Consider the following 19,480-nt stretch of genomic DNA (forward strand, 5'->3'; position numbering starts at 1 on the left):
CACGCGCCAACAATCAAGCTCTATTTGCCCAACCCGCTTTTTTCTTACTGGTTAAGCATTTATACGATTGATAGGCATCACTAGAGTTATTTTCCCTCAAATGCGTATACGCTTGTATATTGACTGAGCTTTTTTTGAAATTTTATTTTTAACTTGGAATATTTTGGTATAAACACTAGACTTTAGTCGTAACCTTGAAATATCAAGGGTTTGACTACCTTGCTCAAAACTTCTTTGCCATATTGCTATGTTGGCTGTTGGTGTCTGCGCGGAATCGAGGCTTGCTATGTTTAGGGCATTTCTGAGAAAGTTTTAATTTAGGGGTTGAGCGTAGTTGACCACAATACCAGAGTTACCAGAAAGTGTCTAGGGAGGAGGATTAGGAAAATGCAAGGTTGGTTATCCAAATTCATCCACCGCAAACGTCGTCGGTTTTGCGCTTCTCTGGTGCGGACGTATCGAGAGATTAGTTCTGCTTCTGTAGATGAACTATGGCAAAAAGTCGCTGATTTAACAGATGTTTCCTGGCATCCGCTACTTAAGAGTACTAATGTCCCATACGGATTAGTACCCAAACCAGGATTGATTTATCAGGCTGTAACACGCTTTTCGCCGATTCCCATTCGGATTTTTGTGGAACGCGTCAACCATAGAGAGATGCTGACTATCCGAGTGCTGGCGATTCCTGGGATAGAGGAACGGGTGACTTATCAAGTAGAGTCAACCGTTTGTGGTACTTGTCTTTCTTATTCTGTAACGCTACGGGGTTGGTTATCCCCCCTGATTTGGTCTTTATCCCGTCCTTATGCAAACCGCGTAGCACGGTCTTTAGTAGAGGCAGTAGAAAAGACGGCATTACCAACGGTATCTGGTAAGAAAAAATCTATTAATGACAGTTGTTTTGATTTTTAGGTAGTGAGGAGTGGGGGCTAAGGAGGGAGCAGGAGGAGCAGGGGGAAATAACCAATGCCCAATGCCTAATACCCAATAACTAATCCCTAAAGAAAGTTAAGATTGTATTAGGTGATAATGCAATTTACTAAGTTTTATTACGGCAATAACAGTGATAACACTAAGCTGACCTTACTTAAAAAAGTATCCAGTTAATAGCTAAGATGTTCGCCACGAGTGTATTTCTTCATTTTGAATTTTGAATTTTTATGTACGATGTCCTCGATTCTCGCTCTGTCTTAGAAGTGTTGCGACCAGTAGAAGACCCAGAACTCCGCAAAAGTCTGGTAGAACTGAATATGATTCGCAACGTCAAAATTGACGCTGGCAAGGTTAGTTTCACTTTAGTGTTAACCACTCCCGCCTGTCCTTTACGTGAATTTATCGTTGAAGACTGTCAGAAAGCTGTCAAAAAACTCCCAGGCGTTACAGATGTAAGCATAGAAGTGACGGCAGAAACACCGCAACAAAAAAGTTTACCTGACCGCACTGGCATTTCTGGGGTGAAAAATATCATTGCTGTTTCCAGTGGCAAAGGTGGCGTTGGTAAAAGTACGGTGGCGGTGAATGTAGCAGTGGCTCTAGCTCAAACTGGGGCGAAAGTCGGCTTGCTAGATGCTGATATTTACGGCCCCAATGACCCTACCATGCTGGGTCTGGCTGATGCCCAAATTGTAGTGCGCTCAACCCAAACAGGTGACATCCTGGAACCTGCTTTTAATCACGGCGTCAAATTAGTTTCAATGGGCTTTTTGATTGACCGAGATCAACCAGTAATTTGGCGGGGGCCTATGCTCAATGGTGTAATTCGCCAGTTTCTCTATCAAGTTGAATGGGGAGAACTGGACTATTTGATTGTAGATATGCCACCGGGAACCGGAGATGCTCAGTTAACTTTAACCCAAGCAGTGCCGATGGCAGGGGCAGTAATTGTCACCACGCCGCAAACTGTAGCCCTGTTAGATTCTCGCAAGGGATTGCGGATGTTCCAGCAGATGAATGTCCCAGTATTGGGCATCGTGGAAAATATGAGCTATTTTATACCCCCCGATCAGCCGGATAAGCAGTATGACATATTTGGTTCTGGTGGTGGCTCCAAAACAGCCGCCGAATTGGGAGTGCCACTCTTGGGGTGCGTGCCGCTAGAGATTTCTACGCGAGTTGGCGGTGATAGTGGTGTGCCGATAGTTGTTGGTGATCCAGATTCGGCTTCGGCAAAAGCATTAACAGCGATCGCTCTTACCATTGCTGGTAAAGTATCAGTTGCCGCTCTGACATAAATTAATTTTAATTTATATCTGCTTCCTGGGCTATAGCCTGGGAATATTAGGGAGTAGGGAGTGGGGAGTGGGGAGTAGGGAGTAGGGAGATGAGGGAGATGAGGGAGATGAGGGAGATGGGGAGGACAAGGGAGAATTCTTGAACAAGTTTCTTTCTTGTCTCTTCCCAATGCCCAATGACGCCAGTTGCTTCAACGGAGGGAACCTCCGCAACGCACTGGCTCCCCAATGCCCCATGCCCAATACCCAACAATTAAATCTCAAAGCTAAAGTCTAAACTGGCACAATGTTGTTAAAACGATCGCTCCCCAAAATTCGCTGGAAGTCTTGGGTTAAGCCCTGGCAGTATGTAGATTGGCTACTTTTTTGTTTGCCGATTGCTGTCAGCATCTTTGGTGGCATCATGATCCTCAGTACGGAACTGAAGCAGCCAGTAACTGACTGGTGGTGGCACTGGATGGTAGCGGCTATCGGCGTGCTTATAGCCCTGTTTTTATCTCGCACCCGTTACGAAGTCTTGATGCAGTGGCACTGGGTAACATACGCACTAACGAACTTTAGCTTAATCGCTGTGATGATTGCTGGTACTAGCGCCAAAGGGGCGCAGCGATGGATTAGTATCGCTGGCTTTAACGTCCAACCCTCAGAATTTGCCAAAGTCGGCATGATCATCACCCTAGCAGCTTTGTTACACAGGCGCACTGCTTCTAGTATCGAAGGTGTTTTCCGCGTTCTGGCAATCACTGCTATACCTTGGGGATTAGTATTTTTGCAGCCAGATTTAGCAACATCACTAGTATTTGGTGCGATCGTTTTAGGAATGCTTTACTGGGCAAATGCTAACCCAGGCTGGTTAATTTTAATGATTTCTCCGGTGGTCGCCGCCATTTTGTTTAGTATATCTTGGCCTTTAGCAGAGCCAATAGTTTTATTTAAAGGATTACCTTTTGGCCCATTAGCTTTTGGCCCATTAGGGCTAATTTGGTCAGTTGCGATGGCTATTGTGGGCTGGCGAACTCTCCCCTGGCATCGATTTGGTTTCGGCGCTATTAGTGCGTGGAGTCTCAATATCTTGGGTGGCGAATTAGGAGTCTTCGCCTGGAACCATATTTTGAAACCGTATCAAAAAGATCGGTTAACTGTATTCATAAACCCCGATCACTATCCACTCGGTGCTGGGTATCACCTAATCCAATCTCGCATTGCTATTGGTGCTGGTGGAGTTTGGGGATGGGGTCTGTTCAAGGGGCCAATGACGCAACTGAATTTCGTACCTGAACAGCATACAGACTTTATTTTCTCCGCAGTCGGGGAAGAATTCGGTTTTGTTGGTTGTTTGGTAGTGCTGTTTGTCTTCTCCTTAATTTGCCTGCGTCTACTGCATGTTGCCCAAACCGCCAAAGATAACTTTGGTTCCTTGTTAGCTATTGGCGTTTTTTCGATGATCATGTTTCAGGTGATTGTCAACGTTGGTATGACTGTTGGTTTAGCGCCTGTGGCAGGAATTCCCCTACCTTGGATGAGTTATGGGCGTTCTGCTATGCTGACTAACTTCATTTCGTTGGGAATAGTAGAATCGGTAGCAAATTTCCGACAAAGACAGAAATATTATTGATTCGTCATTTGTCATTTGTAAGAACCAAGGACTAATGACAAGTATTAAGCTATTAAAAGGAAACAAGCGAGGCTAAAAACATGATCCTGCCTGGAGCAACTGTTCGCGTGAAGAATGCCGCAGATACCTATTATCGCTATGAAGGACTCGTGCAACGGGTGAGTGATGGCAAAGTAGCCGTATTATTTGAAGGTGGTAACTGGGATAAATTAGTTACCTTCCGCCTGAGCGAATTGTCACTCGTAGAAACCACAGCCGGACGTAAAAAAGCCAAATAAAATTAGTTAAGAGTGAGAAGTTATGAGTTATGAGTTATGATTCCTCAAATCATCACTCATAACTCCTAACTATTAACTCCTAACTCAGCACTCCCATGCGCCTCCCTTTACCACAGTTTGCTACTGGCGATCGCCATCCCAACCACATTGCGGAGGTGATTGAGACTACTAGTACTGAATTTTTAGCTCAGTGTTTGGAGCCAGAAGATTTGACCTTTCCCCCCATGCCACCCTTTGGTAGTTGGGTATGTTCTGTAGATGAAGAATCTGGCAATCAAATTTATGCTGTAGTGTATTATGCCACAACTATGCCCATAGATTCAGTACACCGGGCGAGAGCTTTGGGGTTGTCGTTGCAAGATTTACGCGAGGAACAACCCCAAATATTTGCCATGCTCAGAACTGAATTCCGGGCTGCGATCGTGGGATTTGAGCAGTCTTCCCAGAATCGAGGTTATAACCAAAGAATATATCAATATCTACCACCCCGTCCCCCACAAATTCATCAAGCTGTTTATCGCTGCGAACCAGAAGCGATCATTAAATTTACTGAAGAACTAAATTTTTTGCGGACACTGCTTTGTATCAATGGTGCCCCAATAGAGTCTTTGACCGCAGCTGCGATTCGAGATGTATACCAGTTACGCAAAGCTGACCGAGAATGGCTAATTAAAGCTGGACGTAACTTGAGTGTGCTACTTAAAGACGACTACGATCGCTTGCGGTTCATTTTGAGTCAAATCCACCCGTAGGTAGTTAGTTCTTAGACAATTGCCTAGTTAGTGTAAGTTAATAATTTTGATTGTTCGTCAGGTGGCTTCTCTATTTATCAATCAGGCGAAAGGCCCCAAGGTAATCGCAGTTTTACCATAGCCCCTTCAATTCCTACCTATGGAACTCATATCACAAGTTCTTGTTCTGGAACCAACTTCCCAAGTTCTTGGCAAGGAACCAATTGTTCCCTTTGCTATTTTGTTGGTGGTCATCTTAGTTATACCGATCATGTTTGAGCGGCTAAGATTACCAGGATTAGTGGGTTTGGTTTTCTCAGGGCTAGTACTTGGGCCTTCAGGCTGGAATCTATTTGAGTCTGACTCGCCGATGATTAACCTGCTATCAAACATTGGGTTAATTTATTTGCTGTTTGTCGCCGGGCTAGAAGTTGATCTACAACAGTTTCGCCGCCATAAAAGTCGTGCCTTTGGGTTTGCTAGCTTGACTTTCAGTGTACCCTTGATGATCGGAACCTTAATAGGGCTGATTTTAGGCTATGGCTGGAATATATCAATATTAATTGGCTCTTTATTCGCTTCCTATACCCTTTTGGCATATCCGATAATCAGCCGTTTGGGAGTGATAAACAACGAAGCTGTTAGCGTCACCATTGGAGCTACGATTTTTACAGATATTGCCGCAGTACTGATCTTAGCCGTTTGTGTAGCCGTCGCTGATGCTGGAGTATTCAGCTTTGCTAAACTACTCAGCTTGTCGGGTTGGTTAATTATTTACTCTGTTGCCGTTGTCACAGGCTTTGATTGGGCAGGCAAAGAATTTTTCAAGCGGTCTGGAGACGACGAAGGAAACAAGTTTTTGTTTGTATTGCTTTCTGTGTTTCTGGCGGCTGTGGGCGCTCAATTGATGGGGGTAGAAAAAATTGTTGGTGCTTTTTTAGCAGGTTTAGCGGTAAATGAAGCTGTAGGTGAAGGCCCTGTCAAAGAAAAGGTGGTATTTATTGGCAGCGTGCTGTTCATTCCCATTTTCTTTGTTGACCTTGGCTTAGTGATCAATCTACCCGCCTTTGTGAACAACCTGGACACGCTCAAGTTAACGCTGTTAATGATAGTCGGTTTGATTGTCAGCAAATTGATTGCAGCTTTGTTCACAAAACTGCTTTACCGCTATAACTGGCAAGAAATGCTAACTATGTGGTCGCTGTCACTTCCCCAGGTTGGTACAACTTTAGCAGCAACGTTAGTAGGATATCGGGCTGGGTTGCTGCCACTACAAGTATTACATAGTGTCATTGTCTTAATGCTTGTCACATCAACCTTGGGGCCGTTGATCACCAGTCGAATAGCTGTTGGTTTGAATTCCTCACCAGCAGAAGAGCCAGCACCACCGCTACCTGACCAAAACGCACCAGAAATAGACAGTGCTTTTACTCTAGTCGTACCTGTATATAATCCTCAGACCGAGCAGTATTTGATTGAGATGGCGGCGTTATTAGCGCGTCAGTCTAAAGGCAAAATTATACCCCTGGCGATCGCTACTGCTGCTGCTCACATGGATGCACCGCAGTTAGAAGCGTCTCTACAACGGAGTGAGTGGTTATTAACAAAAGCCACGGCGCAAAGTCGAGTATTGGGCGTGGCCGCAGAACCAATGCTGCGAATTGATGATGACTTTGCTCAAGGAATTAGTAGAGCGGCCCGCGAACAAAAGGCTAATTTAATTGTTATGGGTTGGGGTAAACGGACTGGGTTGCGAGCGCGTTTATTTGGGAATGTGATTGATGGTGTGCTTTGGGCATCCCATTGTCCAGTAGCGGTGACACGTTTAGTAGAATCACCGAAAAAAATTCAGCGCATTTTAGTACCAGTAGAAAATTTAACGACACCGACATTACAGCCTGTACAATTTGCCCAGATGTTAGCAGAGGCAAATCAGAGCCACATTACTGTGCTGAATGTGTGCGATCGCCGCACTAGTTCCAGTAAAATTGCTTGGAGGCGATCGCATCTCTCCCTATTGGTATCTAAATTAGCTTTCGGCAATACCCCAGAAATTCAAATTATCGCTCATGAAAATGTTGCCCAAGCAATTTTGCAGGCAGCACGATTATATGATTTAGTAGTTTTACCTTTTATACGTAATCGTACCAGTCCTGGAGGATTAGCCATTAGCGATGTCACAACCGAGTTAGCCAGACAACTCACCTGCTCCATTGTCATGCTTGGAGAACCACAACGCACTCAAACTACAAATGTAGTTATGTCTAACACGGTTAGCAGCATTACATCTGCTGTATGATTAAGTGAACTTGGGCTGCGTTGCTGTAGCCCGCACTTCTTTACGAGACCGGAGGCGAACGACCTGGCTCAGTCACCGCCGGAAGCATCCTATTGACCTTACTCAGTCCTGTTAGCGGATAGCTAGGTTTAGCCCGTGCTGAATAAAAAATACTAGTCCCTAATCCCCATTCGTTTCATATGTTCTGGTGTATGCAGTTCACGAGGGCTACCCCCTGCTATTTTGTATCCAACTGAGAAAAGTAGTAACCATAAAAACAAAAACACTCTATCTTATTGAAGATTTGATGAACTTTAGGTAGAACAGTGACAACTTTGAGACTAAATTTGTTATTTTGCTAATTGAATTCTTAAGCAAAAAGGTAAAAATATCACAAAACTACATCCGTAGAAAAATAGGTAAGTTCAACAACAGGTTTTGATTAAGCCTTGTTATTTTTTTTCGTTTTGTATTTTTGTCCCCAAGCTGGGTAATCTAAAAGTAAGTGCAATGGCTACTGAAAATATTTGTAAATAACTGGGAAACTATGAGAATTTTGGTGACGGGTGGTGCTGGGTTTATTGGTTCCCATCTCATAGACCGACTAATGACTGGTGGGCATGAAATAATATGCTTGGATAATTTTTACACTGGCCACAAACGGAACATACTTAAATGGTTAGGTCACCCGTACTTTGAACTGATCCGCCACGATATTACCGAACCAATTCGGTTAGAAGTGGATCAAATTTATCATTTAGCTTGTCCTGCTTCTCCGGTACATTACCAGTACAACCCAGTTAAAACCGTTAAAACTAACGTCATGGGAACGCTGAATATGTTGGGACTGGCTAAACGTGTGAAAGCGAGGTTTTTCTTAGCTTCCACTAGTGAAGTATACGGAGATCCAGAAGTTCATCCCCAACCTGAAGAGTATAGAGGTAGCGTCAATCCGATTGGGATACGTTCATGCTACGACGAAGGCAAAAGAATTGCTGAGACTCTAGCATTTGATTACTACAGGCAAAATAAAGTTGATATTCGAGTTGCTCGGATCTTCAACACTTACGGGCCGAGAATGTTAGAAAACGATGGTCGGGTGGTGAGCAACTTTATAGTTCAAGCCTTGCGGGGTAATCCTTTAACCGTGTACGGTGATGGTTCGCAAACTCGTAGTTTCTGCTACGTTTCCGATTTGGTGGAAGGATTCATCCGCCTCATGAATGGCGACTACATTGGCCCAGTAAACCTGGGCAATCCTGGTGAATACACGATTTTACAATTGGCAGAAGCTGTGCAAAACATGATCAACCCGGACGCGCAGATTAAGTTTGAGCCACTACCTTCGGACGATCCCCGACGTCGCCAGCCTGATATTACAAAGGCGAAAACTTGGTTAAATTGGGAACCTACTATTCCTCTGCAAGAGGGGCTAAAACTCACAATAGAAGATTTTAGCGATCGCATTCAAAGCGATGCCAATAATTCAACCACCTGAGTGGCGGCTAGCGTCGCTCTAAATTTTCATGCAGGCTCACCCTATCAGTAGCTAGTATGCTTAGTGGCTGAGTTGACTGTCAGTGTATAAAAGACTAACCCAAAAAAAGTCAGGAGTTAAAAAATGCGTGTTTGCGTGATTGGTACTGGTTACGTTGGTTTAGTTACAGGTGCTTGCTTGGCTCATATTGGGCATGATGTAATTTGCGTAGACAACAACGAAGAAAAAGTTAAGTTAATGAAGTCTGGGCAGTCCCCAATTTTTGAACCGGGACTCTCAGAAATTATTCAGTCTGCGATTCAAACAGAGAAGATTCATTTTACTAGTGATCTGGCTGCTGGAGTTTCCCACGGGGAAATTCTGTTTATTGCAGTGGGAACGCCACCTTTACCCACTGGTGAAAGTGATACTCGTTACGTCGAAGCTGTAGCGCGTGGGATTGGAGAAAATCTCAACGGTGGTTATAAAGTCATAGTGAATAAATCTACAGTACCGATTGGTTCAGGTGACTGGGTGCGAATGCTTGTTTTAGATGGGATTGCTGAACGGCAAAAAACACTGATCCCCGCAGGTGGAGTGCCGAGTGATGATAAATTACCTGAAATTGCAGCCCAGTTTGATGTAATCAGCAATCCAGAGTTTTTGCGCGAAGGTTCGGCAGTTCACGACACCTTCAACCCCGATCGCATTGTACTAGGAGGCAATAGTCAAAGGGCAGTAGCCTTAATGCAACAACTGTATGCCCCAATTGTGGAACGCAAGTACGCTGAGGATCAATCTTTACCACCTGTGCCAATTCTGGCAACAGACCTGAGTTCGGCGGAGATGATCAAATACGCCGCTAATGCCTTTTTAGCCACTAAGATAAGTTTTATTAACGAAGTTGCTAATATTTGCGATCGCGTCGGTGCAGATGTCAGCCAAGTAGCCAGAGGCATCGGTCTAGATTCCCGCATTGGTAACAAGTTTTTACAAGCTGGTATTGGTTGGGGTGGTTCGTGCTTCCCCAAAGATGTTGCCGCCCTGATTCACACTGCTGATGATTATGGCTATGAAGCCCAATTACTGAAAGCTGCTGTCAGTGTCAACGAGCGCCAGAGGTTGATTGCTTTGGAGAAACTCCAAAAAGTTCTGAAAATTCTCAAAGGCAAAACAATCGGACTACTCGGACTGACCTTCAAGCCAGATACCGACGACTTGCGCGACGCCCCAGCACTCAACCTAATTGAGCAGCTAAACCGACTGGGAGCCAAAGTCAAAGCCTACGACCCGATTGTTTCCCAAACAGGTCTACGTCATGGGCTTTCTGGTGTGCTAGTCGAAACCGATGCCGAAAGACTTGCTGACGGCTGCGATGCTTTAGTACTCGTCACCGAATGGCAGCAGTTTAGCACTCTCGACTATGTGAAGATGGCGAAATTGATGGCTCACCCCGTTATCATCGACGGTCGTAACTTCCTCGACCCCGAAGCAATGATCCGGGCTGGATTCCAATATGTAGGCGTGGGACGGTAGAGAGTTAGGAGTTAGGAGTGATAAATAAAAATTAATACAACCGATAATTAATAACTCCTAACTCCCTTCAAAATCTAAAGATTTAAACTACCGCCTAGATGATTCTAGGCGGTATTTAATTTGTTTAAAGCTTTACTTTTCTTGGCGTTTTTGCGTAATTATTTTATGTCAACCGCTATGTGGAATACGTTCAATTTCAGCATATCCACTGAAAATAAGTTTTTGACCTTCAGTTTCTAATCGGTTGAGCCGCATTTTTACCCCATCCAGGTCAAAGCGATCCAAATCGACCATATTATCCAAAATTTCTACCAGCGCCACACTCAAGGTTTGCGAAATTTCCCGTTGGGCTTCTGGCACTTGGTCAAGTTCAATTTTCGGATCTTTGAAAGAAACCCGCCGCCGCCTTTCAATGCTTATGCTTAAAGTCATGCTTAGGGGCACGAGTTCGCCATTGTTTAAATCTGCTTTTGCTACAAGCTGCAACCGATTTTCAGGCAATAGCTTTACCTGAACTTCGGTAAAGGAGACTGGTTCACCGCCAGATAATGCTGTCAGGGATGGTACGGTGAGGTTAAGCAGGCGCTTTTTCACCAGTTCCGCATTAAACGCTTGGTTGATGCCTGCTTCTGATAGAATTACCTGAGCGATCGCTTGAGTGGGTTGCTTAAGGCTGAGTTTGCCACTTAAAACCGAGCCGAAGTCAATAGCCACGGCATCGGTTTCAAATGACATCTCATCTACCGCGAAATCTTTCCGAATCACCAAGCCACGACCGCTCATTTTGAAGCTATCAATGCTGCCTTGCAAGAGCTTGCTGGAGGGGTAGCAGCGCACAAAGACTTCTACTGACTCGCTTTGGGTAAACATATGGCGAATCGTTTGGCTGGCGACTGTGTTGAGCATCCGCTCTCCCCAATCTGTGCCTTTAGGATCTTGTAAACCAGTAAGTCCGCCGAACATGTGGTTTTGGGTCTCTAGAAGTTCTTTGTACTTTTGTAACAAATTGTCAAGAATACAGCAAGCGATCCCCATATTAATTGTGCTGATGCGTAGGTGTAGGATCGCTGATGGTTCATGAGGCAATGTATTAAATATTACTATTGATGAAGGTACTGAAGCACGTAAACACAGGTCAAACACGTTCTGTTTAGGAATGTAAACGGGAAATGCAGCAGAAGTCTGGTATTTCAACCGATGAAACATGAGTCAGATGTTGACATTAATATAGAATTTCTGCAAGCAAAGTTATCAATACTACGCACGAGAAGCTACCCATTTTTCTTTATGAGATATACAAGCAGCATTAAAAAATTGTTAGAAAGCTGTTGAAATATATAAATCTCAAGGTGAAATAATTAAATTACAGAGGGTACAAATTTTATTAAAAAGCTTATGTGAGACGTAGCTTGTTTCAGAGCTAATATTTTTCTGAGTCTACCAATCCCACGCTTTTATCTAGCACTATCTTTATGTTTTAGTTCCAGAAAATCTTTAGTTACTCTAACTATAGAATCTCCATTTATATAATTTGAAGTATAATTGGGCGTTAATGGTAGATTATTACCCGATTCTAGTACTAAAATAACCCGAAAAAAGCATTCATCTATACTAGTATCAATCCGTTCAAGCTTAACATCAGTAATTTCGTTCAAAGAATATTGAAAAACTGTTTTTCCTAACGTTCCAAACCACCTGTAACGACTAAGCTTTACAGTATTTGTTTCTTGATCAAAATTACAAGTTATAAATAAACCTGGTGACGCTACTAGCAACGCTAATATTCCACAGAAAACAGTAATCCTGACAACAATGTAACCAATAAAAGTGTCATCAAGTATAACCGCTAAATTGTTCTCTGTAGGGTTTTTCAAAAATTTGTTAATTCTTAATACTATTGATTGTAATTCTTCAAGTTTAAATTTTGGGTATGTACTATCTGTAAAAGGAAAGCTATCTTTATCAGTTAATAGTAAAATTTTATATGAGTATCTAGGCTTAACTTGACTATCGGTTTGCATCTCTGTTTCCAATTTAGCCTCTAGTAACTCAGAAACTAGCACTCCACTTTTTTCCTGACCAAACCAATAGTTTTCTGTTAACTTACACATTATTGTTAGAGTATTTTGTCCCGCACTCAAATCAATATTTGAAGTAGATATATTGTTTGGATAACGATTGCAGACAAGTTGTGTAATAGGTGTAAATACAATAGACGCACGCAAATAAAAATAAAACAAACAATTGACTAAAAAATATTCCTACACCTAAAAATACTTTTGGTCGGATAATAAAAGTAAGTTTAGTTGATGTTTCTTCTGAGACTTTTAGAGGATTAGCTAGAGTAAAATAACATCCAGCGCCTAAGTTAATTAGCAACAGTACGGCAAATAATAAAAAAGTCATTTTATTTGTAGCTCCAGAACCGCTTTAGCAGATAGAAATATTACGCGTTTACCAATTAGATAAGAAATCAATAAATAATAAGCTCAACTACTTTTCTGTGGCTACCGCCATCGAATATGCCAGCATTAATCTACTCTCTACCCCTCACACTCCTTCATTTGCTCTAGTTATAGCTCACCGTTCGCGTAATCGAGAATGAGTTTGATGAAATAAGGGATATGTAAAATTTGGTCTTCTCCATGTATGAAGTGAGGCGATCGCAATCTCTACAAAAAAGTGCGATCGCCTCTCTTTTAATCAAAACAGCCATGCCCTGCCCCCAATACGGTTCGGTTAAGGCAAGAGACGCGATAAATCGCCGTCTCTACAAAGTGACTGATTATTGTAAAGACGGCGATTTATCGCGTCTTTGCGATCTAGGACGTGTCATTAAAAAACCTTATCCGAACCGTATTGGCCCTGCCCCCGTGTCTAAAGACTCCCCATTACTTGCTCTTTTGCTTAACGGGATTGAGCGATCGCTCAAAGCGACTAAACGCTTGAGAACAAAGCAGGGTTAGGAATAAATAAACCAAGGCCACAGTGGCGTAAATCTCAAATGAACGATAGTTCTCAGCTACAATCAGCTGTCCTTTGCGGAACAACTCTTCAAACCCGATGATCGCGACTAAGCTGGTGTCTTTGAGCAGGCTAATAAACTCATTGCCCAGAGGTGGCAGCATCCGCCGGAGGGCTTGAGGAAAGATTACATAGCGCATCGTTTGCACTGAGCTTAAACCCAGTGATTGAGAGGCTTCTGCTTGCCCAGGCTCAATTGATTGAATGCCTGCGCGGACAACTTCAGCAATGTAGGCAGCGCTATTGAGACTCAATGCAATCACTGCTGCTGCTAAACGATTTAAAGTGAAGGTGAAACCAAAACTTTGGGCTAAAGCAGGCAACCCAAAGTAAATCATAAAAATTTGCACCAGCAACGGCGTCCCCCGGAAAAAGTCTACATATGCCCTAGCAATCCAGGGCAAAGGCGGAGTGGGGAAAAGACGAACAATTCCAATCAGTGTACCCCCGATCATCCCCAGCAAGACTGAGATTGCTGTGAGTTCAAGTGTTACTAAAGCCCCATTTAGCAAGGTGGGTAGGGACTTCAAAATAATGCTTAGTGAGGTAAATAGTTGGGATACGCCTTTTTCGGCAGCCTGGTTTTCGATGGGTGATTTTTCTGGTAGTTGTGGCGGTTGGATACCAAACCACTTTTGGTAAATTTTGGCGTAAATACCATTTTTCAGCACCGTTTCTAGACCTTGGTTAATCGCTTGCAAGTTGGGCGATGCTTTCGGTGTAGGAATGCCATAAAATTCTTCTGTTAGCAGACTGCTGACCACTTTGAGTCCGTTAAGGTTGCCGCTCTTTATGCCATATAAGATAACGACTTGATCATTAAGAACGGCATCGACATTACCATTGATTAATGCTTGAAGGGTTAAAGGTGAATCATTAAAAGTGCGAATTTCCGATCCGGGAATACTTTTAGCCTTCTGTGCGCCAGTTGTCCCAATTTGCACGCCAATGGTTTTGTTCTTAAGATTATCAAAATTGGTAATGTTTTGATTATCTCTGCGGGTGACGATCGCTAGCCCTGATTTGAAGTAAGGACGCGAGAAGGAAATTGTCTTCGCCCGTTCGGCAGTAATCGTCATTGCCGCAACTGCGGCATCTACAGTTTGCGCTTGCAATGCTGGGATCATACCAGCAAAAGGCATATTTTGATACTTAACTTTCAAGCCAGCAGATTGAGCGATCGCATTCATCAAATCAATGTCAAAGCCTTGCAACTCACCACTGGCAGATTGAAACTCGAAAGGCGGAAACGTAGGTTCTGTAGCAACCGTAAGTGTGTTACCAACAGTGGAACCATCTGTGATACAACCTGAAAGTAAAAGTAGACAGCTTAAGCTTAAGCCAAAAACTAGCTGACGTAACCAAAAGACAACAAATCCAGTCATATTCTTTAGACTTCTCCAAAAATATCCAAGCTTAGACTATGACTGGTTTTCCAAAATCAAAAATCCAGTTATGCATAATTGCTGTAATAATAGTAAAGTTTTGTAGAACAATGGACACTTTGTTGCGGTAAAGAGTTGTCCGTAGACGCTTCTGTGGATGCGTTGGCAACTGATGCTCGCAACTTGAGTAAATCCTCTTCAAAACTATCATCCCATCCATATTGAAAATTCACTTTATAAAACAGATTCAAAATGGTTGCAAATACATTTGATGGTAACAGCGTGTTCGAGGAAGATTATCTTTACTTTTATGAAACGTTGTTGACACCAGAACGTACTCAACACGAAGTTGACCTCATTTGTCGATTGCTAGATTTACAAGCAGGGATGAGTATTTTAGACTTAGCTTGTGGGCATGGACGGATTGCTAATCAGCTAGCGGCTCGTGGCTATCATGTGACTGGACTTGATGCAACAGCTTTCTTTTTAGAAAAAGCAAATCAAGATGCGGTTAGCAACGGTGTTAAGGTAGAGTACCTTCAAGGCGATATGCGTTCTCTACCCTTTAGCGATCGCTTCAACTGCATCATCAACTGCTTCACAGCCTTCGGTTACTTCGATGACAATGAAAATAGATCGGTCTTAACCCAAGCGTATCGTGCTCTAAAAGTAGGTGGCAAATTGCTACTTGATATTCAGAATTTTAGCCGCGTCTTGCAAGAGTTTACGCCTGAGTTAATTACTGAGTGTCAGGGGAATTATATGCTCGCACGCACGCGTTACGATGCGCTTACCAATCGTACCCATACCGAGCGGATTATCATTCGTGATGGACAAGTGCGGCGCGGTGAATACTTTGTTCGCAATTTTACCTTTCCCGAAATCCGCGATTGGCTCCTGCAAACAGGCTTCAGCGAAGTAGAAGGCTATGGTTACGATGGTGAACCGTTCGCGGTTGATAGCCGCCGAATGATTGTGGTAGCAAGCAAATGAAGAGTCAGGAGATAACAGACAGTTATAAGCGGTGCGTTAGGTGCTGATATCATCTTTTTCGTGACAAATCATATCGCAATATGCGCCTAACAGTTGCTTCTTCCAGGGGGAGACGCGCAAGGGACAAGCCGGGGAACTCGTCCAATGCACTGGCTCCCCTACAGTATTTTATTTTTACTTTATAAATAACCTCTCGCTAGCTTTAATGGCAGTAATTAGTATTGACAAACATTAAGCCTGATCTTTCTCAGCAACCTAATATCGCCACCAAAATACGAAGCAAGTCTTCTATGTCAGCAGGAACACGATATAAATTGAGGTCTTGAGTTATTTGTTTACTTTCTCGATTCAATAGACTAAATTGCCAGATATCCCCTGTAGAAACAGCCCCCTGTAAATTTGGCTCTTGAGAGTCAGTCCACGCATCAATAGCAATCAGTTCTACAGCAAGCTGGGTAAAACCCCTTGCCAAATCAGCATTTTTAGCTTCTATAACTAAGAGTTTACGCTCTGCATGGAGATAATAGTCAAGGGAGCCTTTTAACTGTTCTGTAACTATCAGAGGATATTCGATTCTAAGTTGGGCGCGGGTGTAATGAACAATATCCAATAAAATTGGCGCAATTAGTAACTCTCTGCGGGCTGCTTCACTAGTCAAACTAATATATGGCAAACTTTCCTCAATTCTAGATTTGAGATTTGCGAGTCTGTCTAATTCAATGCTGGACTTTTGTTGATTGAGAGAGGAACGTTTTAAAGAATAGCCAAATTCAGCCAGTATGTCTTCTGGCTCGAATGACATCTCAAAATAGCTTCTGAAAGTGTATGACTGATTTGGTTGAAGGATGGGAATTTTGCTCATAGCTGCATAATTAAACTATTTTGCCTTAGAGGATGTTTGTAAAGTCTAATTTATTACTCGCCTGAGCGACTATAAGTCGCGGCTACACAGACAAAACCTACCTCCGTGGGTTAAAAACTCTTGATTTTCTCTTAGTCCACGGAGGTAGACTTTGCTTGTCTAGTAGCGAATTATATTTGCCCAATACTTTTAAAACATCCTCTTGGTTGCCAAAACCTGCTTGAGTGCTTCACCTGCCTTTCCCATGCCTCAGATCAGGATTCGTCTTCACTTAAGTAAAGTCTGATAAATTCCTCAGCAGCTTCTGAGTTGATTTTCTGTAGACCCCTGCGGATCTCTAATATTGCATCAGATGTTGGTGATCTAGTCTCTTTTACCCAACCGTTGATACTAGACCTTGCAAGACCTATTGCCACAGCTAGCTGATTCTGGCTGATTGCGTAAGTCTCTAATACTTGCTTGAGTGCTTTACCTGCTTTCCCCATTTCTTAGATTTTGTCAGGGAATTCAAAGCAAGTAAATGTACCTGATTGCGTACAATCAGATAGACTAAATTTTAGTACGCAATCAGGTACATCATTTAAGAATAAGGTTTAGTTCAATGGCTGAAGAATTTATCTTTGACACAACAGACTCTAACAACCCTCCCACATCTCCACCCAACCGCGAATCTGTAAAAATTCTCCTAATTGGTTCCCGTCGAGGTATTAACAGCATTATTTATTGGCTGTATCGCCTGGGCTTTGCCGAAGTAACAGCCTGGAGCAAACCACAAGTTGCACCCAATAGTGAGGATAGAGAAATGATGAGTATCACAGTCAAACAAGTTACCCCTGGACTGAAGACAAAGCGATCGCACTGATTTAACTCACCTTTTAAACAAGTGCGTAGGCATAGCCCGCCGTAGGCATCGCTTTTAAAATATTTGATCCGCTTCTGGTGTAGTAAATGAGTCAGGATTGGAAACCAGGTGATCCGTTGCCAAAGGCAGAGGATGCCGAGATAGACCCTCGCAAATTTCAAGAATACTCCATGAATCCAAATAATCCTGGCAACCAAGGAAAGTGGATGGCATTCGCAGCAATTGGCTACGATATACAAAATGCCGAGGCTCGTAACGCTGCGACAGGCGATGTAATCAAACAACTGCGTGAAAGTCTTGCCAATGCACCAGCCGTAAAAGGTCACACAAGTATTTATGGTTTTCGATTTCAGGTAAGAGTGAGGATTCGGGGATTAAATAAAAGAGAGGGAACTTTTGTAACTAGCTGGCAAATTGATAATGGAAAAGATATTCCCCGATTAATCACAAACTGGCTGGAAGTAAACCAACAAGAAGAAGATAACAATGAAAGCTAAAGTTTACGATCAAATAAAAACATTGGTAGAAGTACAACCAGACTTTGCCGACCAGATGATTGCTAAAAATACACTGGGAACAATTGTAGAATGCTACGAAAATCCCGAAGGTTATGCAGTAGATATTGCCATCCCCAATCAAAAGTTAGTTGGAAACTATGAATACGTAAATGTCATTCTTACTTCTGATCAATTCGTGCTTGTCAACACTGTCTCGCAACCACTGAATATTATTACTCACTAATGGCAAAACCTGATGAGGTCATGTGTCGGAGGATAGAGACGCGGACACCGCGCTCTTTAAGTTACCTACCTCGTCAACAACTTCCGCCGCAAATTATCCAACGCTGCATTCGCACTCACATGACGAATTAAAGCTCGACCTCGCACTGCACCAAACTGATACTCAAAACTTGCCACTTCATCTTTTGGCCCAGCTAAACCAATGTAAACTAAACCCACCGGCTTAGTATCTGTCCCTCCAGTTGGGCCAGCAATACCAGTAATACTCAATCCCCAAGTTGTTGCAAGGCGGGTTTTGACTCCAATTGCCATTTGCTCTGCAACGATCGCGCTTACCGCCCCAAATTTATCTAAATCTTCTTGGTTAACCCCCAGTAGCCCAACCTTCACCGAATTGTCATAAGAAATTACGCCACCCCAGAAGTAATCAGAACTCCCAGAAATCTCAGTCAACATTTGTCCTAAACCGCCACCAGTGCAAGATTCTGCCACCGAAAGCGTTTCTTTTGATGCCCGCAACAACTGACCGACCACGGAAGCAAGTGTATCATTATTAACGCCGTAAAAATCTAGTCCGGCAATTTCTTTAATTTGTTTCTCAATCGGCACAATTAACGTTTCTGCTGCTGCTTCTGAAGTTGCTTTAGCAGAAACTCGCAATCTAACTTCCCCCTTACCTGCATAAGGGGCTACTGTGGGATTTGGCAACTTCAAATAGTCAGCAACTTTTTCCGCCAAAGCCGATTCACCAATACCCCAAAACTTTAAACTCCGGCTGTAAATAATTTCTTTACCCCAACCTTGACTTTTGAGAAATGGCACGGCTGTTTCTTCCCACATCGGGTGCATTTCACTGGGAACACCGGGAAAGGTAAAAATCGTGATTTCAGGGCGAGGTTGCCAAATGATACCGGGTGCTGTTCCAGTTGGGTTGGGGAGAATTTCTGCACCTTGGGGAATCAAAGCCTGCTTGCGGTTACTTGGTGACATAACCCGACCACGTTGGGCGAATTTCTCGGTTATGTCTTCGATAATTTCTGGGTGTTCTACCAACGGGACTTTAAAAAAATCGGCGAGCGTTTCGCAGGTGAGATCATCTGGTGTTGGGCCGAGTCCACCAGTGAAAATGAGAATTTGCGCTCTGGAAATAGCAATTTCTATAACTTGCTTCAACCGTTCTGGATTATCCCCAACCACTGTTTGATAGTAGTGGGGAATACCTAGCTGCGCTAATTGTTGCGCCAAAAATTGAGCATTGCCGTTAAGGATATCTCCTAGCAGCAGTTCAGTACCAACACAAATAATTTCTGCGCTCATTGGATTGGGAGTAGGGAGTAGGGAGTGGGGAGAGACGCGATTAATCGCGTCTGTACGGAGTGGGGGAGTGGGGGAGTGGGGAGTAAGAATTTTAGATTTTGGATTGACGATAGCGGAGCCTCAACTCTTCTCTACCTTGGGCTACGCCAAG

20 protein-coding genes are annotated in these 19,480 nt (G+C 43.3%); 13 read left to right on the plus strand and 7 right to left on the minus strand.

The features are described from left to right. Positions 1–387: 387 nt before the first annotated feature. The 8 genes from HWQ23_RS18190 to HWQ23_RS18225 all read left to right on the plus strand — a co-directional run bounded on the left by HWQ23_RS18190 (position 388) and on the right by HWQ23_RS18225 (position 10,146). The gene (locus HWQ23_RS18190; protein WP_292830651.1) at positions 388–912 is read left to right on the plus strand and encodes an SRPBCC family protein; all 525 of its coding nucleotides are present in this window, start codon (positions 388–390) and stop codon (positions 910–912) included. Between the two features lie 248 nt (positions 913–1,160). After that, positions 1,161–2,231: an Mrp/NBP35 family ATP-binding protein gene (locus HWQ23_RS18195; RefSeq protein ID WP_292830653.1), complete on the plus strand. Its 1,071-nt coding sequence runs from the start codon at positions 1,161–1,163 to the stop codon at positions 2,229–2,231. A gap of 286 nt (positions 2,232–2,517) precedes the next feature. Beyond that, complete coding sequence (gene rodA / locus HWQ23_RS18200; protein WP_292830655.1) at positions 2,518–3,846, plus strand: rod shape-determining protein RodA; 1,329 nt, start codon at positions 2,518–2,520, stop codon at positions 3,844–3,846. Positions 3,847–3,926: 80 nt separating this feature from the next. Beyond that, positions 3,927–4,124, plus strand: a complete 198-nt coding sequence (locus tag HWQ23_RS18205) for an NAD(P)H dehydrogenase subunit NdhS (protein WP_292830658.1) — start codon at positions 3,927–3,929, stop codon at positions 4,122–4,124. A 95-nt stretch (positions 4,125–4,219) separates the two neighbouring features. Beyond that, positions 4,220–4,876, plus strand: coding sequence for an HAS-barrel domain-containing protein (locus tag HWQ23_RS18210; RefSeq protein WP_292830661.1), 657 nt, complete (start codon positions 4,220–4,222; stop codon positions 4,874–4,876). A gap of 139 nt (positions 4,877–5,015) precedes the next feature. Continuing rightward, positions 5,016–7,154 carry a cation:proton antiporter domain-containing protein gene (locus HWQ23_RS18215; protein WP_292830664.1) on the plus strand — a complete coding sequence of 713 codons (2,139 nt, stop codon included), beginning with the start codon at positions 5,016–5,018 and terminating at the stop codon, positions 7,152–7,154. Between the two features lie 526 nt (positions 7,155–7,680). Continuing rightward, a complete protein-coding gene (locus HWQ23_RS18220; RefSeq protein WP_292830807.1) occupies positions 7,681–8,631 on the plus strand; it encodes a UDP-glucuronic acid decarboxylase family protein in 951 nt (316 codons plus the stop codon). 123 nt (positions 8,632–8,754) lie between these two features. Then, a complete protein-coding gene (locus HWQ23_RS18225; RefSeq protein WP_292830667.1) occupies positions 8,755–10,146 on the plus strand; it encodes a UDP-glucose dehydrogenase family protein in 1,392 nt (463 codons plus the stop codon). A 168-nt stretch (positions 10,147–10,314) separates the two neighbouring features. Here HWQ23_RS18225 and HWQ23_RS18230 read toward each other — a convergent pair whose 3' ends face one another. After that, complete coding sequence (locus HWQ23_RS18230) at positions 10,315–11,109, minus strand: LmeA family phospholipid-binding protein (protein ID WP_292830810.1); 795 nt, start codon at positions 11,107–11,109, stop codon at positions 10,315–10,317. Between the two features lie 491 nt (positions 11,110–11,600). Then, positions 11,601–12,371 (minus strand): hypothetical protein, encoded by a 771-nt coding sequence (locus HWQ23_RS18235; protein ID WP_292830670.1) that lies wholly within the window; start codon positions 12,369–12,371, stop codon positions 11,601–11,603. Between the two features lie 408 nt (positions 12,372–12,779). Here HWQ23_RS18235 and HWQ23_RS18240 point away from each other — a divergent pair, with 408 nt between their 5' ends. Next, complete coding sequence (locus HWQ23_RS18240) at positions 12,780–13,112, plus strand: hypothetical protein (RefSeq protein ID WP_292830673.1); 333 nt, start codon at positions 12,780–12,782, stop codon at positions 13,110–13,112. Here HWQ23_RS18240 and HWQ23_RS18245 read toward each other — a convergent pair. Continuing rightward, entirely contained in the window at positions 13,038–14,555 is a 1,518-nt protein-coding gene (locus HWQ23_RS18245; protein WP_292830676.1) for an ABC transporter permease subunit, read from the minus strand. The genes HWQ23_RS18240 and HWQ23_RS18245 overlap by 75 nt on opposite strands. Before the next feature lie 68 nt (positions 14,556–14,623). Next, complete coding sequence (locus tag HWQ23_RS18250; protein ID WP_292830679.1) at positions 14,624–14,788, minus strand: hypothetical protein; 165 nt, start codon at positions 14,786–14,788, stop codon at positions 14,624–14,626. Positions 14,789–14,807: 19 nt separating this feature from the next. Here HWQ23_RS18250 and HWQ23_RS18255 point away from each other — a divergent pair, with 19 nt between their 5' ends. Then, positions 14,808–15,548, plus strand: a complete 741-nt coding sequence (locus tag HWQ23_RS18255; RefSeq protein WP_292830681.1) for a class I SAM-dependent methyltransferase — start codon at positions 14,808–14,810, stop codon at positions 15,546–15,548. Positions 15,549–15,795: 247 nt separating this feature from the next. On the opposite strand, the gene HWQ23_RS18260 is transcribed toward HWQ23_RS18255, so the two are convergent. Further along, entirely contained in the window at positions 15,796–16,410 is a 615-nt protein-coding gene (locus HWQ23_RS18260) for a hypothetical protein (RefSeq protein WP_292830683.1), read from the minus strand. Between the two features lie 254 nt (positions 16,411–16,664). Next, entirely contained in the window at positions 16,665–16,895 is a 231-nt protein-coding gene (locus tag HWQ23_RS18265) for a helix-turn-helix domain-containing protein (RefSeq protein WP_292830685.1), read from the minus strand. A gap of 116 nt (positions 16,896–17,011) precedes the next feature. On the opposite strand from HWQ23_RS18265, the gene HWQ23_RS18270 reads away from it, so the two are divergent. The 3 genes from HWQ23_RS18270 to HWQ23_RS18280 all read left to right on the plus strand — a co-directional run bounded on the left by HWQ23_RS18270 (position 17,012) and on the right by HWQ23_RS18280 (position 18,013). Beyond that, a complete protein-coding gene (locus HWQ23_RS18270) occupies positions 17,012–17,272 on the plus strand; it encodes a hypothetical protein (protein WP_292830687.1) in 261 nt (86 codons plus the stop codon). Between the two features lie 86 nt (positions 17,273–17,358). Then, positions 17,359–17,769 (plus strand): DUF6883 domain-containing protein, encoded by a 411-nt coding sequence (locus HWQ23_RS18275; protein ID WP_292830690.1) that lies wholly within the window; start codon positions 17,359–17,361, stop codon positions 17,767–17,769. Next, a complete protein-coding gene (locus tag HWQ23_RS18280; RefSeq protein WP_292830693.1) occupies positions 17,759–18,013 on the plus strand; it encodes a hypothetical protein in 255 nt (84 codons plus the stop codon). The genes HWQ23_RS18275 and HWQ23_RS18280 overlap by 11 nt, the downstream gene beginning before the upstream one ends. 65 nt (positions 18,014–18,078) lie before the next feature. Here the strand turns inward: HWQ23_RS18280 and HWQ23_RS18285 are convergent, their stop codons facing one another. Further along, entirely contained in the window at positions 18,079–19,329 is a 1,251-nt protein-coding gene (locus tag HWQ23_RS18285) for a competence/damage-inducible protein A (RefSeq protein WP_292830696.1), read from the minus strand. Positions 19,330–19,480: the final 151 nt, after the last annotated feature.

The sequence above is a fragment of the Nostoc sp. JL33 genome (assembly GCF_017114985.1).
Lineage (GTDB): Bacteria > Cyanobacteriota > Cyanobacteriia > Cyanobacteriales > Nostocaceae > Nostoc.